The organism is Streptomyces sp. NPDC006510, from assembly GCF_040611955.1.
In the GTDB taxonomy this organism is placed as follows: domain Bacteria; phylum Actinomycetota; class Actinomycetes; order Streptomycetales; family Streptomycetaceae; genus Streptomyces.
Genome location: NZ_JBEXPH010000195.1, coordinates 1 through 14,587, shown reverse-complemented (window position 1 = coordinate 14,587; position 14,587 = coordinate 1). Strand labels below are relative to the sequence as shown.

Annotated in this window: 12 protein-coding genes and 5 pseudogenes; 7 read left to right on the top strand and 10 right to left on the bottom strand. The window is 70.2% G+C overall.

Annotation, left to right across the window (positions count from 1 at the left end; all coding sequences use genetic code 11):
• Positions 1-315: 315 nt before the first annotated feature.
• The gene (locus tag ABZY11_RS36385) at positions 316-1,506 is read left to right on the top strand and encodes a DUF418 domain-containing protein (protein WP_356483265.1); all 1,191 of its coding nucleotides are present in this window, start codon (positions 316-318) and stop codon (positions 1,504-1,506) included.
• Between the two features lie 13 nt (positions 1,507-1,519).
• On the opposite strand, the pseudogene ABZY11_RS36380 reads toward ABZY11_RS36385, so the two are convergent.
• Positions 1,520-1,867 (bottom strand): annotated as a pseudogene (locus ABZY11_RS36380) (DUF2165 domain-containing protein); the annotation flags it as partial.
• 37 nt (positions 1,868-1,904) lie between these two features.
• On the opposite strand from ABZY11_RS36380, the pseudogene ABZY11_RS36375 reads away from it, so the two are divergent.
• From ABZY11_RS36375 to ABZY11_RS36365, 3 genes and pseudogenes are all read left to right on the top strand, one after another.
• Positions 1,905-2,543: pseudogene (locus ABZY11_RS36375) on the top strand (transposase); the annotation flags it as partial.
• Between the two features lie 34 nt (positions 2,544-2,577).
• A pseudogene (locus ABZY11_RS36370) lies at positions 2,578-3,057 on the top strand (transcriptional regulator); the annotation flags it as partial.
• A gap of 173 nt (positions 3,058-3,230) precedes the next feature.
• Entirely contained in the window at positions 3,231-3,863 is a 633-nt protein-coding gene (locus ABZY11_RS36365) for a DUF2461 family protein (protein WP_356483264.1), read from the top strand.
• Between the two features lie 86 nt (positions 3,864-3,949).
• Here ABZY11_RS36365 and ligD read toward each other — a convergent pair.
• From ligD to ABZY11_RS36340, 5 genes and pseudogenes are all read right to left on the bottom strand, one after another.
• Positions 3,950-4,902: pseudogene (gene ligD, locus ABZY11_RS36360) on the bottom strand (non-homologous end-joining DNA ligase).
• Between the two features lie 23 nt (positions 4,903-4,925).
• Positions 4,926-5,891, bottom strand: a complete 966-nt coding sequence (locus ABZY11_RS36355; RefSeq protein ID WP_356483263.1) for a Ku protein — start codon at positions 5,889-5,891, stop codon at positions 4,926-4,928.
• A 271-nt stretch (positions 5,892-6,162) separates the two neighbouring features.
• Positions 6,163-6,564, bottom strand: coding sequence for a hypothetical protein (locus tag ABZY11_RS36350; RefSeq protein ID WP_356483262.1), 402 nt, complete (start codon positions 6,562-6,564; stop codon positions 6,163-6,165).
• Between the two features lie 460 nt (positions 6,565-7,024).
• Positions 7,025-7,222, bottom strand: coding sequence for a hypothetical protein (locus tag ABZY11_RS36345; RefSeq protein WP_356483261.1), 198 nt, complete (start codon positions 7,220-7,222; stop codon positions 7,025-7,027).
• 479 nt (positions 7,223-7,701) lie between these two features.
• On the bottom strand, positions 7,702-8,601 hold the full coding sequence (locus ABZY11_RS36340) for an EamA family transporter (protein WP_356483260.1): 900 nt from the start codon (positions 8,599-8,601) through the stop codon (positions 7,702-7,704).
• 115 nt (positions 8,602-8,716) lie between these two features.
• Between ABZY11_RS36340 and ABZY11_RS36335 the strand changes: the two genes are divergently transcribed.
• The 3 genes and pseudogenes from ABZY11_RS36335 to ABZY11_RS36325 all read left to right on the top strand — a co-directional run bounded on the left by ABZY11_RS36335 (position 8,717) and on the right by ABZY11_RS36325 (position 9,774).
• Positions 8,717-9,274, top strand: coding sequence for a CGNR zinc finger domain-containing protein (locus ABZY11_RS36335; RefSeq protein WP_356483259.1), 558 nt, complete (start codon positions 8,717-8,719; stop codon positions 9,272-9,274).
• 140 nt (positions 9,275-9,414) lie between these two features.
• A pseudogene (locus ABZY11_RS36330) lies at positions 9,415-9,602 on the top strand (IS3 family transposase); the annotation flags it as partial.
• A 7-nt stretch (positions 9,603-9,609) separates the two neighbouring features.
• Entirely contained in the window at positions 9,610-9,774 is a 165-nt protein-coding gene (locus ABZY11_RS36325) for an IS3 family transposase (RefSeq protein WP_356483258.1), read from the top strand.
• 72 nt (positions 9,775-9,846) lie between these two features.
• On the opposite strand, the gene ABZY11_RS36320 is transcribed toward ABZY11_RS36325, so the two are convergent.
• The 4 genes from ABZY11_RS36320 to ABZY11_RS36305 form a co-directional block, all read right to left on the bottom strand.
• Positions 9,847-11,373, bottom strand: coding sequence for an ATP-binding cassette domain-containing protein (locus tag ABZY11_RS36320; protein ID WP_356483266.1), 1,527 nt, complete (start codon positions 11,371-11,373; stop codon positions 9,847-9,849).
• 5 nt (positions 11,374-11,378) lie between these two features.
• Positions 11,379-12,164: an ABC transporter permease subunit gene (locus tag ABZY11_RS36315; RefSeq protein ID WP_356483257.1), complete on the bottom strand. Its 786-nt coding sequence runs from the start codon at positions 12,162-12,164 to the stop codon at positions 11,379-11,381.
• Positions 12,161-13,114: an ABC transporter permease gene (locus ABZY11_RS36310; RefSeq protein ID WP_356483256.1), complete on the bottom strand. Its 954-nt coding sequence runs from the start codon at positions 13,112-13,114 to the stop codon at positions 12,161-12,163. The genes ABZY11_RS36315 and ABZY11_RS36310 overlap by 4 nt, the downstream gene beginning before the upstream one ends.
• The coding region (locus tag ABZY11_RS36305; protein WP_356483255.1) for an ABC transporter substrate-binding protein at positions 13,111-14,587 on the bottom strand (1,477 nt) is incomplete at its 5' end. The genes ABZY11_RS36305 and ABZY11_RS36310, both read right to left, overlap by 4 nt.

Genomic DNA, 14,587 nt, shown 5'->3' with positions numbered 1-14,587 from the left:
GCCGTGAGCACGTGACTCCGAGTCTCTGTTGCTCACGGCCTGGGGAGCCATTGACATCACACTCAGTTAGCTCCCACGGAAAGTGAGCCAGAACCGTTTCTCGTGAACATCCGCTGGCCCTCTGATCACCAACCGCTGCTGAAACCGATCGACAAACGCTGCCGCTGAACGTGAACAGAGCCACGCTGTGGACGTTCGGTGAGACGGGTACGCCGGTGGTCGTGGTCGCGTAGGCGTCCGCTGCATCCTTCGATGTACGGCAGGTTCCACTTCGCTCATGACGATTCGGGCCGGCGCCGCCATGACGATTGATCCATGACACACACGGACACGACCGTCCCGCGGACACCCGGGCCGGCGTCACCGCCCGCGGGCCGGCGACTCCCCCTCCTCGACGTCCTGCGCGGGGTCGCCGTCCTGGGCACGCTCATGACGAACGTATGGATCTTCACCGGTCCGGGCGCGGAGTGGGGAGCCCTTCGGTCGAGCTCCGGCGAGCTCTCGTTCGGGTCGCTCGCGGACGCCGTCGAGGGCACGTTCAGCGTCCTCGCGAACGGCAAGTTCCTGTCGCTGCTCACGATCCTGTTCGGAGTGGGGCTGGCCATCCAGTTCCGCTCGGCGGAGCGGCGCGGGCAGCCGTGGCCGGGGCGCTACCGGTGGCGGGCGCTGTTCCTGTTCGGCGAGGGCACGGTGCACTTCGTGCTGGTCTTCGCCTGGGACGTACTCATGGGCTACGCCGTCACCGCGCTGCTCGTCGCCTGGCTGCTGACCCGCTCGCAACGGGCCCAGCGACGGGTGATGTGGTGGGCGCTCGGGACGCATCTGACGCTGCTCGGCCTGCTGACGGCGGCCCTGCTGGCCTCGCCGGACACCGAGGACGGCGGCACCGTCTCCCGGGAGGTCGTCGACCTCTACGCGCACGGCGGCTACCTGGACCAGGTCGCCTTCCGCCTGGAGAACGCGGTCGCGCTGCGCATGGAGCCGGTGCTGACCTTCTTCCTGCTGGTCTTCCTCTTCCTGCTGGGCGTACGGCTGCTGCGGGCCGGGGCGTTCGGCGCGGACGCGGCGGGACGCCGGCTGCGCGCCCGCCTGCTGGCCTGGGGGCTGGGCCTCGGACTGCCGCTCAACGTGGCGGCGGCACTGGGCGGCCCCGACCTGTTCGCACTGGCCCGGTACGGGACGGCCCCGGTGCTCGCCCTCGGCTACATCGGCCTGATCGGCGCGCTGGTGGACCGGGTACGGCGCCCGGGTCCGCTGATGACCGGGCTCACCTCCGTCGGCCGGACCGCCCTGTCCGGCTACGTCCTGCAGAACATGCTGTGCGTTCTCGTGTCGTACGGCATCGGACTGGGCCTCGCGGAACGGCTTGTCGACACCGGCCCGTGGTGGGTCGTCGGACTGTGGGCCGCGGTCTGCGCGGTGCTGATGGTGGGCTCGACGCTGTGGCTGCGGCGATTCTCGGCAGGGCCCCTGGAGACGGTCCAGAAATGGGGCCTGCGCCACTGATGTCCGTCAGGTGTCAGGCGTCGTCGATCTTCCCCGCCTGCCCGAACGGCAGGTGGTTGACGATCAGGACGATCCCGCTGAACACGAACACGCGCGTCGCCGCGTCCAGTCCGTTCCAGTCCCCGGACTGCCACATGGCGAACCACTCACCGCCGATCGCGATGAACCCGGCGCCGAAGAGCAGCATGACCATCAGCAGGCCGTAGGTGGAGAAGCGGCGGGCGCGCGGGTCGTCGCGGCGGAACCACAGCCAGGTGCCGTATATGAGCACGAGCGCGGCGACGGTCTCCCAGACGATGATGGCGACGTACGCGGTGTCCGCCAAGCCCTTGCTGGTGATGGCTCTCCACATCGGTTCCTCCGGCGTGCGACGCGGAACGCGCGGGCCACGTCGCCGGAGGACACTGGTCGACCTCGCCCTGGCGCCGGAACACCGCCGTGGTCACGGTGCTTTGTACGGCGGCTTGAACAAGGGGCATGTGGGTGTATCGGCCGGCTGCGGCGGAGGATCGCGGGGCTGGCGCTGCCCGAGGCCGCCGACGGCCGCCTGGTGCTGGCGGTCGACGTCTCGCCGTGGCTGCGGCCGGACGCCGCGGCCTGCCCGGACCGCTGGTTCTGCCACACCTACGGCCGGGGCGAGACCAAGCACCAGATGATTCCGGGCTGGCCGTACTCGGTCGTGGCCGCGCTGGAGACCGGCCGCACCTCCTGGACCGCGGTGCTCGACGCGATCCGTCTTCAGCCGGGCGGTGACCTCGCCGCAGTCACCACCCTCCAGCTGCGCGAGGTCGTCGATCGGCTCATCGCTGCTGGTCAGTGGCGTGAAGGGGATCCTGAGATCCTCATCGTGCTGGACTCCGGCTACGACGCCCCGCGCATCGCCCACCTGCTGGCCGGCCTGCCCGTGGAGATCCTCGGCGGCTGCGCTCGGACCGGGTGATGCGCCGGCCGACACCGCCGCGCGTCTACAACCCCAGGGGCGGCCGGCCACCCAAGCACGGCGGCGAGTCCGTCTTCGGCCAGCCGACACCTGGGGCGCCGAGCAGGCTGTGACGGTCACCGACGGGCGGCATCGTCACCCCGGTCACCGTGAAGCGTGGCCTGATGCCCCGCCTGCACTACCTGACGAAGACCGACCACAGCCTTGCTGCGGCCAAGGATGCCGGTCTGACCGTGACCGACCGGACACTGCAGGCGTGGCTGGAGGGCAAGCGTCGGCCGTCGAAGGCCAACCTGGAGCGCATCGACGCCGCCTACCGGACGGTACGCCGCCGTAATGTGGCTCGGCATCTCTTGGCCCGTCTCAACCGTGACGGGCGCGGGACCAGGGTGGAGATTCATCCGCTGAACCAGTCGCAGGTGGCGAGGCCTCTGCAGCGGGTGGTGGAGTACCAGACGATGAACGTCCGTGGCTGGGACCGCATCGTCGAGGCCTGGGCCGCGGGCGACCTCCAGGGCCTCGACGACGAGTGGACCACCGACGTCCTGCCCGACCTCGGTTTCCAGTGGGGCCAGTACGAGTACGTCACCAACATCGGCTTCGCCGCGTAGCCCCATGTGGGATCTCAACACTCGCCGTGTTCCTCGACGAAGTCGCCCACCGCGCACGGCACATCGAACTGGCCGGCGAGCCCCGCCGCAGCACCTCCCACCTTGTCCGGGGTTACGCATCCCTGCCCGTCTCACTCTCCGCGCGCGGATCACGGGTGAGCTATTCTCCGCGCATGCGTGAACAGTTCACCGGCTGGCCGGAGCAGGCCATGGACGTGTTGTGGCAGCTCCAGGGCGAACCGACCCACGCGACCCGCGAGCGCTACCGCGCGGACCGCGAACGCCTGGTCCGGCAGCCGATGATCGCCCTGCTCAACGAGGTCGCGGACACCGACCCCCGGTACGAGGACTTCTCCGTCTGGCACTACCGCACCGACTCCTGGTGGTGGCAGCACCAGGGCGCGGTGATCCGGCTCGGCCGCAAGATCGAGATCGGTCTCCGGTTCTCCCTGGACGGCCTGCGGATCCAGGGCGCCTGGTGGTACCCCGATCCCGGCCAGGTGGACATGTTCCGCAAAGCCGTGGCCTCCGAGGGGAGCGGCCGCGAACTGTCCGCCATCGTCGAGGATGTGCGGAAGAAGGGCTACGACATCTCCGGGGACGTGATGAAACGCCCCCCGCGTGGCTATCCGGCGGACCACTCCCGTACAAACCTGCTGCGCCATCGTTCGCTGATCGCAGCCCGTCCGCTCGGCTGCGAGGAGTGGCTGCACACCCCCGAGGCGCTCGACCGGGTCCTCTCGGCCGCCGCCGACCTGGATGCCCTGCTGATGTGGCTGGTCTGCCACGTGAAGCGCGCCGCCTGACATCACGAGGGCACCGCGCGGCACGGGAGGAACCACACCCGTGCCGCCGTCCCCGCGCTCTAGAAGGTGATGCGCACGTGCCCGGGTCAGGTGATGTCGTCCGGTGCGAGGTCGGGGCGCAGCCGGTGCCAGGAGGGGTGCCGCAGCAGTCCCGCCCGGGTTCTGGTCGCGTAACGGACCTCGCCGACCAACCGCGGCAGTACCCACCGGGCTCCGGCCACGTGCGGCACCTTGTCGAAGGGTCACTCGTCGATCGTGGCGACTTCGAGCAGTTCGGCAAGTGTGGTGCGTTCGGTGTCGCTCCATCCGGTGCCGACGCTGCCCACGTACCGCAGCCCGCCTTCATGCGTTTCCCACACGAGCAGGGCGCCGGGCAGGCCGGTGAGCCGTCCTCGGCCGGGCACCCACCCGCCCACGATCACATCGACGGTCCGGACGTGCCGGATCTTGATCCACGAACGGGACCGGACCCCGGGCTCGTACACAGAGGTGAGCCGCTTCGCGACCAAGCCTTCCAGGCCTGCGGTCCGGGTCATCTCCAGTGCTTGCTCGCCGTGGCCGACGACCGCGGCGGGCGTCGACCAGTGCTGCCCGTCCGGTCCCAGGTCCTGCAGGAGGGAACGCCGCTCGGTGTACGGAAGCCCGGTCAGGCCGCGGCCGTCCAGGTGCACGGCATCGAACAGAACGAGGTGGGCGGGCACCAACTGGCCGTGCGGGAGGCCTTTGCCGCCGAGGCCAGGCCCATGCGGGACCGCAGCCGCTCGAAGTCGCTGCGCCCTTCGTCGTCGAGTGCGACGATCTCGCCGTCCAGGACCGCGGGCCGGCCGAGCACGGACCCGAGTGCCGCGAGTTCCGGGTAGACGGTGGTGATGTCCGCCCCGGACCGGGACCGCAGGAGCACCGTCCCGTCACCGGGCAGGTAGACCATGGCCCGCTGCCCGTCCTGCTTCACCTCGAACGCCCACCGGTCCTCGACGGCCGCGGGCGGCAGGGCGCCCGGGGTGGCGAGCATCGGAGCGATCCGCGACAGACCCGCCATGGCCATCCCGCCCGGGCGCCCGCTCAGGACGCGCTGCGCTTCCTCGCGGCCGCGGTCTTCTTCGTGGCGGTCTTCTTCTCCGTGCGCTTCTTCCCGGACGCGGTCTTCTTCGTGGTGGTTTCCCTGGCCGGGGCGGCTTTCTTCTTGGTCGTGGTCTTCTTGCGTGGCTGCATCGTGTGCACGGTGGCGTCCTGGCCGCCGTGCTCACCGCGCGATTCCTTGGCCGCCTTGACGGAGGCGTTCAGGGCGGCCATCAGGTCGACGACCTTCCCGGACTCCTTCTCCTCGCCCTTGGCCGGCTCCGGGAGCTCGGTGCCCTCCGACTTCGCCTCGACCAGATCCTCCAGAGCGTCGCGGTACTCGTCCCGGAAGTCAGAAATGTCCTCAAGGGCCATGGTGTCGGTGAGCTGGACGGCCCGCTCGATCTCCTCGTCGTCCAGGTCGACGTCCTTCGGCTTGAGGGACTCGGGGGTGCGGATCTCGTCGGGCCACCGCATCGCGTGCAGCACGATCGCGTCCTCGCGCACCCGCAGCAGCCCCAGCCGCTCGCGGTTGTGCCACGCGAACTTCGCGACCGCGACCTTGTCCGAGCGCTCCAGCGCCTTGCGGAGCAACGTGTAAGGCTTGGCCGCGACTTGTCCGTCGATCGCGAGGAAGTACGAGTCGCTGATCCGGATCGGGTCGATGCTGTCGGCGTCCACGAACGCCACGATCTCGATCGCCTTCGCGGTCGGCAGCGGCATCCCGTCGAGCTCTTCATCGGTGACCGGGACCAGCTCGTCCTTCGCGATCTCGTAGCCCTTGCCGATCTCCTCCTGCGGCACGACTTCGTCGTCGATCGAGCAGATCTTGCGCGTGCGGACCCGGCCCATGTCCTCCAGGTGGACCTGGTGGAAGCGGATGGAATGGTCCTCGGTCGCGCTGACGACTTTGATCGGGATGCTGACCAGGCCAAAACTCACTGCTCCGGTCCACAAGGGCCGCGGCATACGTACCTCCAGGCCCCCCTGGCGGGTAGTGGGACGGGAAGCGGACCAGCGCGCCGGGAAGGAAGGCGCGCTGACCCCGCGCGGAGACAGGAGCGCGGCCGGGCCACCTCCCGTACTCCGATCCTCGTGCGGGGCGGGAGTGATCGCATCACGAAGACGCCGGCCCGGGGCCGCGGGCGGCCTTGTGCCCGCCGGAGACGTGGAACGCCCCCGTCACGACCGCCGCTGGCCCACTCGACTGGCTCTCGTTCCCCGTGCGAGGGCGGCCGGATCAGCAGGCGGAGGCATCGGTCGGGGTCTGCAGGTCGTATCGGACGATGCTCGCGTTCTCCTCGAACGAGATCCCCACGTTCCCGCCGCTCCCCTCGTACTGCGACCAGCTGATGGTCTTGATGTCGCCGGGCCCCACCTGCTTGCCGAGCGAAATGATCATCAGACGCCCGGTGCACGAGAAGGCAGAACTGCCGCCGCCGGACGGCGGGTTCGCCTTGACCAGCGCTGAGCCGTCGACGGTGAACTGCTGCCGGTCGACCGTCTCCACCGTGTAGCCCCGCTTCGGCTTCGCCCCGTCCATGACGGTGGTGAAGGAGACGTCGAAATAGCCGACGTGGACGGTCACGGGTTCACAGAGCTTCAGCGGCCCGCCGAACTCGATGGGCAGGTAGCCGGTCACGCTGCGCCCACGCAGATTCCTGTCCAGCCAGTCCTTGTCACCCCGGACACAGGAAGGCGTGGGGGACGGAGGCGCCGCGGGGTGGCCGCGACAGAGGACGGCGGACTCGCCGACGTGGCCGAGGAGGCGCCCGGGTCGGCGGCGTCGCCGCTGTCACCGCTGCCGCAGCCGGAGAGGCTGAGTGTTCCCGCCAGGACGGCGAGCAGGGCGATGGCCCGTAACGGTGATGGTCCTGCCTGGTCTGTCACCGGGCCATGCTGACCGAAAGGCACAGGCGAGCCAACGGGGGCCCACGCCCCGCAAGACGCATTCGGGTGATCGCGGGAACGGTCGGGAACAGTGGCGACTGACTGAGGTTCCCCCGAGATGGCTTGGCGTGTGCGGGCTCAGTCCAGCCGGGCGCATACGACCGCCTGGACTGAACCCGCGCCCACCGCGGCGCCTCACCCGGGGTACGGGGTCAGGCGGGGTTCAGCGGAGTAATACCGGTACCCGCGTACAGCTCGGGCTCCAGCGACAGGACCGTGAGCGGATTCCCCGCCTTCACCGCGTGCCAGGCGATCGCGGCCGCGTGAGCCACCGGCCAGTCCACGTTCCTCCAGTCCATCGTGTCCACCGCGTGCCCGGCGGTGAACGGGACGTTCTCCGCGAACCGCAAGGACGCCGCATGCCGGCCCGCACCCGTGACCTGCCGCTCCGCAGCGAGGACCGAAAGCGACGGGATGATGACGCGGCCGGTGCCGCGGGAGGCTTCGACTCTCGCTCGCGATGAGGGAGGGGAGCCGCCTGACTCCGGGTGCCGCCCCGACGACGCAGAGTGGCCTGTGCCTGAACCTGGGCCCCGATGCCGGCGGCTCCGCTCGTATTTCACCGACGGTCGGCAGGGAGAGCTTTAAGCATTTCGCCGTTGACCAGGACGACGAGGCAACCGCAGCCACCGGTGCAGTACTCGACCTCGCCCTCGGACGTACGGTGGCGGGATCGCAGCGTCCACCACCGTGCTTCCCCCTCCGTCGGCTCATGGCAGACGGGGCAGCAGTCCTGCGACGGCGTGACGGTGACCGAAGGTACGGGTGTCATGCCACCAACATGCTGTCACTGTCTATGGCACTTCAACCATTACATCGAGCAATGAGTTCAGCTGTCGGGGGTGTCGGGCCGGGCCTCCGGTGCGGCAGGCCGTCCAGCCTGCCGCACCGACCAGGCACCGGCCAGGACGACCAGCGCGATCGCTGCCAGCTGGCGTACGGTCAGCTGCTCGCGCAGCAGAAGGAAACCGACGGCCGCCGCCACGACGGGGCTCAGCGCGAGAAGCACCCCGAAGGCGCGGGCATCGATACGCCGCAGCACCGCCATGTCCAGCGCGTACGGAATCAGCGAGGACAGAAGAGCCACGAGGAGACCGGTGAGGAGAACCGCCGGGCGGGTCGCGACGGCAACGCCGTCCGTGACAGCGGAGACTGGGGTCAGGACGCAGGCACCGCAGGCCAGCGCCAGCGACAGGCCCGTCCAGTCGGGAAACAGCCGTCCGACCCGCCGACTCAGGGCCACATACCCGGCCCGACACAGCGCGGCGGCACCTCCCAGCACCAGCCCGGCGGCGGGCAGCGAGGCACCCGGGCCCGTCAGCAGCAATACGCCCGCCAGTGCCAGCAACGCCACCGCGAGATGCTCCAGCCGGCGGGACAGAGCGATCGACAAGGCGAGCGGGCCAAGCAGTTCCACGGTCGCGGCCACGCCGATCGGCAGGCGGCTGATGGCCTGGAAATACGCCACATTCATGGCCGCGAAGACCAAGCCGAGCGGGATCACTGCACGCCACTGCACCGCCGTGACCCTGCGCAGTGACGGCCGGACAAGCAGCCAAAGGATCGCGGCGGAGAAGAACAGCCGCATACCGGCCAGAGCCGAGGGACCGACGGACGCGTACGCCTCCTTGGCGACGGCCGCCCCGGCCTGAAGACTGGCGATCTGGACCAGCATCAACACCGGCGCCGTCGCGGTCCCCTGCCGCGGCAGGCGGACAGCCTGCACCATCGTGCCTCCGAGATCTCGTCGTATCCGGTGTCGTCCGGCAGGCCACGACGGCCATACGGCGCTTCAGCCTGTCGCCCCGGTGCGACCCGGGGCCACACGATGATGTAATTGTCTTATGCAGTTCAACCATTACGGCGGTGAGGCCGCCCGACTCGCCGCTGACCTGGTCAACCTGACCGAGGCACCCCATTCCGCAGACCTGGAACCGCTCCTGGCCGTGCATGGAGTGGTGAACCGCACGCTCACCACCGCGCAGGCCGAGACCATCTGGACATGGAGCCGGCGCCTGGCCGCATGTTTCGGGCGACAGAACCTCGACGTGCGGTGTGATGCGGTCAATGCGCTCCTCGCCGACGCTTCGAGCAGCCCCCGTATCTCTCTGCACGATGGACAGCCCCATCTGCACTACAGCGCCACCGGCGCCGACCCGGCCGCACACATCCGCGCCATCACCGCGGCCGGACTCGCCTACGTCATCTGCTCCGCCGACGCCGAGCGACTGGGACGCTGTGCACGACGCGACTGCGCTCTGGCTTTCGTCGACACCTCCCGCAACGGCAGACGTGCCTACTGCTCAGTGCGCTGCGCCAACAACGACGCAGTGGCCCGCCACCGCGAGCGACGCCACGGAATCGCGACACCGACAACCAGACCAACAACACCACGCGTATAAGGAAGTGCAATTGGTGGCGCAGACATGGCGAGAGGCAGGGAGGACAGAGCTGACGACGCGAGCCGTAGAGGAGCGGCTGGATCCCTATGGCACCGCACTGAGGCCGGGATCACGGCCGCGGGGACCAGACCGCGCAGGGCCAGGCTGAGGAACTGGCCCGGCTTCGCGCGGAGAACGGCCGGCTGCGCAGAGCGGAGAAGGAGTGGGAGCTCGAGCGGGAGATCCTGCGCCGGGCGGCGGCCTATTTCGCGAAGGAGATGAAGTGAAGACCCTCCGCTGGGACTTCGTCTCCGCCCACGCCTCATCCTTCGGCGTCCAGCGGATATGCGGAGACGGTGCGCCAGAGGCTGTTCTCCACGATGCGTCAGGCGAGACTGGAGATCTTCCAGTGGCTCACCTACTACAACGCCCGCAGGCGCCACAGCGCCCTCGACTACCTCTCACCAGCCGAGTTCGAACAGCAGCATCTGCGAGCAGCTAAACTCTCAATCACGGCATGAGCCCCTGTGTCCACACTCCGGGGGACACCTCAGGGGCTGTCGGCCCCTTGGGCCGAGCCGGACAATGATGTCTCAGACGCGCGTGCGGGCCAGCAGGCGCGCGGTGGTTTCCATCAGCCGAACAGTGAACGGGTGCTGGGGAGCGTTGAGGAGCTGCCGTGCAGGCCCCTCTTCGACGAGGTTGCCGGCCTCCAGTACGGCGATGCGGGTGGCCAGTGCGCCCGTGGCCAGGTCGTGGGTGATCAGCACCAGGGACAGGTCGCCACGGTCACGCACGAGTCCGGCGAGCGTGTCGAGGATGCCCTGCCGGGTGACCGTGTCGAGGCCGGAGGTGATCTCGTCGCAGATCAGCACACGCGGCCGGGCCAGCAGGGTGCGAGCCAGCGCGGCCCGCTGGAGTTCACCGCCGGACAGCCGGCCGGGGCGACGGCATACGAGGTCGTCGGTCAGGCCGAGGCCGGCGAGAGTGGTGCGCGCTTCGGCCAGGGCGTCCGCCTCGGCCGTCCCTCGCAGCCGCACCGCCGTACGGGCCACCTGGTGGAGAACCGGGCGGTGTTCGTCGAACGCCGCCCTGGCGTCCTGGAAGACGTACTGAACCGCGGCGAGTTGCTGACGCGTGCGGTCCCTCAGGCTGCGCGGGAGAAGGGTGCCGTCGAGGAGGATCTCACCGTCGTGGTTCCGGTGCAGGCCGGCTAGGCAGCGGGCCAGGGTGGTCTTTCCGCTGCCCGAGCGGCCGACGACAGCAAGGCATTCGCCGGCGCGGAGGGTGAGTTCGGGGGCGCGGAGCACAACCGTCCGGCCGTGGCGGGCAGTGAGGGGCCCGGTCCGGAGGACCACGTCGCCCTCGGATTCCGGCTCGATACGTGTGGTGGTGGGCTCGGACGCCAGGAGTGCGGCCGTCCAGGGGTGCCGTGGTGAGAGCCACAGGCGCTCGGCGGGCGCGGACTCGACCACGTGCCCGTCACGCATGACCAGCACCTCGTCGGCGAGTGCCCGTACGACATCCAGGTCGTGACTTAGCAGGACGACGGCAACCCCTTCCCGGGACACGGCAGCCAGCTGGTCGACGATGCTCCGCTTCGTCAGCTCGTCCTGGCCTGTGGTCGGCTCGTCGGCCACCACCGCCCTGGCACCGAGCAGCAGCGCCTGGGCGAGGACGACGCGCTGCTGCTGGCCGCCCGACAGCTGGTGGGGGAAGCGCCGCAGCATCGCCGTCGCGTCGGGGAGCTGGGCCAGCGACAGGGCCCGAAGGACTCGCTCGCGGATGGCCGCCCGGCGCTCCCGCCGCGGTAGGCGGCCTACCTGCGTACGGGCGATGTCCGACAGCAGCGCATCGATGCGGCGCGCGGGATTGAGTACGGCGCCCGGGTGCTGCGGGACATATCCGACCAGGCCGTCGGGCACGCGTACGTCGCCGGTCACGCGTGCGCCGGCCGGGTACTCGCCGAGCAGGGCGAGACCCGTGGTCGTCTTGCCGCTGCCGGACGCGCCCACGATGGCGGTGATTCTGCCGGGGAGCACCCGGAGATTCACTCCGTCGACGATCGCCCGGCCGCCGACGTCCACGCGCAGGTTCTCGATCTCCGCGACCGCATTCAGGGCGTTCACGTGCGTTTCCTCTTCTTCAGTCCGGTGTCGACGAGCAGGTTGGTCCCCATGGTGAGGGCGACAATGAGCAGCGCGGGCACGACCACGGCCCAGGGCTGGACGAACAGCCCGGTGCGGTTGCGGTCCACCATCACCGCCCAGTCGGCCGCGTCCGGTTCGACGCCGACACCGAGGAACGCCGCAGTGGCGACGAGGTACAGCACACCGGTCAGCCGGACGCCCGCGTCGGCGGCGAGCGTACGGGTGAGGGACCGGCCGACGTAGCCGACGGCCGTGCGCCACCAGGTCTCGCCCTGCATGCGCAGCGCTTCGACCGCCGGGCGCGACGCGGCCTCGGCCGCCGCGGCCCGGACGATCCGGGCGGCGTCGGGGATGTTGACGAGGGCCACCAGTAGGGTGAGGCCGACGGCACCCGGTGTGAATACGGCGGCGACGAGCAGGATCATCAGCAGCGACGGCACGGCGAGCAGCACGTCGAGGGGGCGCATCAGCAGCTCTTCCAGCCAGGTGCGGTGGGTGAGCGCGCTGAGGAGGCCGACGGGGAGCGCCACGAGGTAGGCAAGGGCGGTCGCGGCCAGCGCCACGAGCACCACCGAGCGCCCTCCGAGCAGCACCTGGCGCCAGACGTCCCGGCCGACGAAGTCGGTACCGAGCCAGTGTCCGCCGCCGAGCGTGAACGAGGCGGCGCGAGGCCCGGGGTCGCCTGCGACCAGCGGTCCGAGGAGGGCCAGGGCGAGGGGTACGCCGATGACGACGGCGCCGAGCGCGAATCGGGGCTTCACGCGGCCACCTCCGACCGGGGGGCGAGGTGGCGCGCGACCAGGTCGGCGCCGAGATTGAGGACGACCGTGGTGACGCCGAAGACGACGGCGAGGCCCTGGACCACGGGAACGTCGCGTTCTGCGACGGCGTTCATCAGGACGGTGCCGAGGCCGGGGATCACGTACAGCGCTTCCACGACGATGACACCGCACAGCAGCCAGTCGATGGTGCGGGCCAGTTGCTGGGTGGCCGGCGCCATGGCGTTGGGAAGGGCGTGTCCGTAGCGGATGCGGACGCCGGGGATGCCGTAGCGGCGGGCGTGTGCCGCGTACGGCGAGGCCAGCGCGTCGATCATGCCGGCGCGTACGAGGCGGGCGAGGGAACACACCGGTCGGGAGAGCAGGACGAGCACGGGGAGGACCAGGGCGGCGGGGTGGGCGAGGAGGTCGGTGCCGTACCCGACGGCGGTCGGCGGGAGCCACCCCAGGCGCAGGGCGAAGACTGTCACCAGCAGCACCCCGAAGGCGAACTCGGGTACGGCGTACACGCCGAGCGTCACCGAACTGACCAGCCGGTCCACGACTCCGCCCTCGTGGCGGGCGGCGAGCACGCCGAGGCCGACGCCGATCGGGACGAGGAGCGCGACCGTGAGAGCGGCGAGCAGCAGTGTCGGTCCGAAGCCGTCCGTGATGTACGTGCCGACGGGCCGCCCGGAGGCCAGGGAGGTGCCGAAGTCTCCGTGCAGCAGCCCGGCGGCCCAGCCGGCCAGGCGTTCGTGCGCGGGCCGGTCGAGGTCCATCGCCTCGCGGATGGCGGCGATGCGCTCCGGGTCGGGCTGATCGCCGGCGAGGGCGACGGCGGCGTCGCCCGGCAGCGCCTCGATGAGGGCGAAGACGAGCAGCACGACGGCTGCCGTCTGTGCCGCACCGAGCAGTAACCGCCGGGCGACCCAGGACCGTGGTCCGGTCACGCGAGCCATACCTTGTCGAAGCGCGCCCAGTCGAGGGAGTTGGCCGGCGCCTTGGTCTCTACGCCCTTGACGTTACGGGCGGTGCCGAGGATCCAGTCGGCGAAGCCCCAGATCAGGAAGCCGCCTTCGGCGTGCAGGCGGCGCTGCATGCGCTCGTAGACGGCGGCGCGGGCGGTCTTGTCCTTGGTGGACTGCGCCTGCTGGTAGAGGGCGTCGAAGTCCTTGTGGTGCCACTTGGTGGCGTTGGTGGTGGAAGCGGTGAGCAGGCGCTGGGAGATGTGGGCCTCGATCGGCATTGCTCCGGAGCGGTAGGAGGCGATGGTCCCGGAGTCGAGGATGTCCTTCCAGTAGCTGTCCTTGCTGCCGGTCTTGACGGTGACGGTGACGCCCGCCTTGGCGGTCTGGTCGCGGAAGACGGTGGCGGCCTCGGTGAACCCGGCGGCGGCGGGCGAGGTGTCGAGGGTGACTTTGAGGCCCTCGGCCCCGGCCTGCTTGAGCAGAGCCTTGGCCCGGTCGAGATCCTGTTCCCGCTGGGGCAGGCTCGCGGCGTAGTACTCGTAGCCCTTGCCGAATAGGTCGTTGCCGATCTCGCCCGCGCCGGATAGGGCGCCGTCGACCAGTTCCTTGCGGTCGGCGATCAGGAAGAACGCCTCCCGTACCCGCTTGTCGTCGAACGGCGGGCGGTCGGTCTTCATGACGAAGCCCTGCATGGAGCTGCCCGGGAGCCGCACGATCTCGATCTGGCCCTTGCCCTCGTGGGCGCGGGCCGTGGTGGGGTTGAGTTCGTGCGCGTACTCGATCTGCCCGCCGAGGAGGGCGTTGATGCGGGCGGACTCCTCGTTGGCGACGACGAACTCCAGCTCGTCCAGGTAGGGGGCGCCGTCCCAGTGGTCGTCGTTGCGCTTGAAGACGGCGGACCTGCCGGGGGCGAAGGAGACGAAACGGAAGGGGCCGCTGCCGACGGTCTTTTTGTCGAAGTCCTGCTCGCCTTCGGGGACGATGTACGCGCCGAACGCGGCGAGCACGTTGGGGAACTCGGCGGTCGGGCGCTTGAGGACGAACTCGACGGTCCGGTCGTCCAGCGCGCGGCTGGCCTTCAGATCGATGGGCTCGAGCGACGCCTTGGCGCGGAACGCCTTCTCCGGGTCGGTGATGCGCCGGTAGCTGTACAGGACGTCGGCAGCGGTGACCGGCTTGCCGTTGTGGAAGTCGGCCTCCCGGAGCGTGACCCTCCAGCAGTCCAGGCCGGCGTTGGGCTCCCACTTCGCGGCGAGCCGCGGCTGGGCGGACAGGTCGGGGCCGTAGTCGGCGAGCTTGTCGAAGAGGGCTTTGGCACGGGCCGCGTCGGCGAAGAGGTTGGCGAGGTGCGGGTCGAGCGTCTCGCTCGCGCCGCCGCCGGCGAACGCGGCGCGCAGGCGTCCGCCGCGCCGGGGCTTGCCGCCGCCCTTGGACGTGTCGGCGGCCGGCCCGGAC

What these genes read in the sequence shown, in the direction of transcription:
- ABZY11_RS36355 (WP_356483263.1), bottom strand. Translation starts at nt 5,891, where the DNA reads ATGCCGCGGCCCTTGTGGACCGGAGCAGTGAGTTTTGGCCTGGTCAGC.
- ABZY11_RS36385 (WP_356483265.1), top strand. Translation starts at nt 316, where the DNA reads ATGACACACACGGACACGACCGTCCCGCGGACACCCGGGCCGGCGTCA.
- ABZY11_RS36365 (WP_356483264.1), top strand. Translation starts at nt 3,231, where the DNA reads ATGCGTGAACAGTTCACCGGCTGGCCGGAGCAGGCCATGGACGTGTTG.
- ABZY11_RS36335 (WP_356483259.1), top strand. Translation starts at nt 8,717, where the DNA reads ATGCAGTTCAACCATTACGGCGGTGAGGCCGCCCGACTCGCCGCTGAC.
- ABZY11_RS36340 (WP_356483260.1), bottom strand. Translation starts at nt 8,601, where the DNA reads ATGGTGCAGGCTGTCCGCCTGCCGCGGCAGGGGACCGCGACGGCGCCG.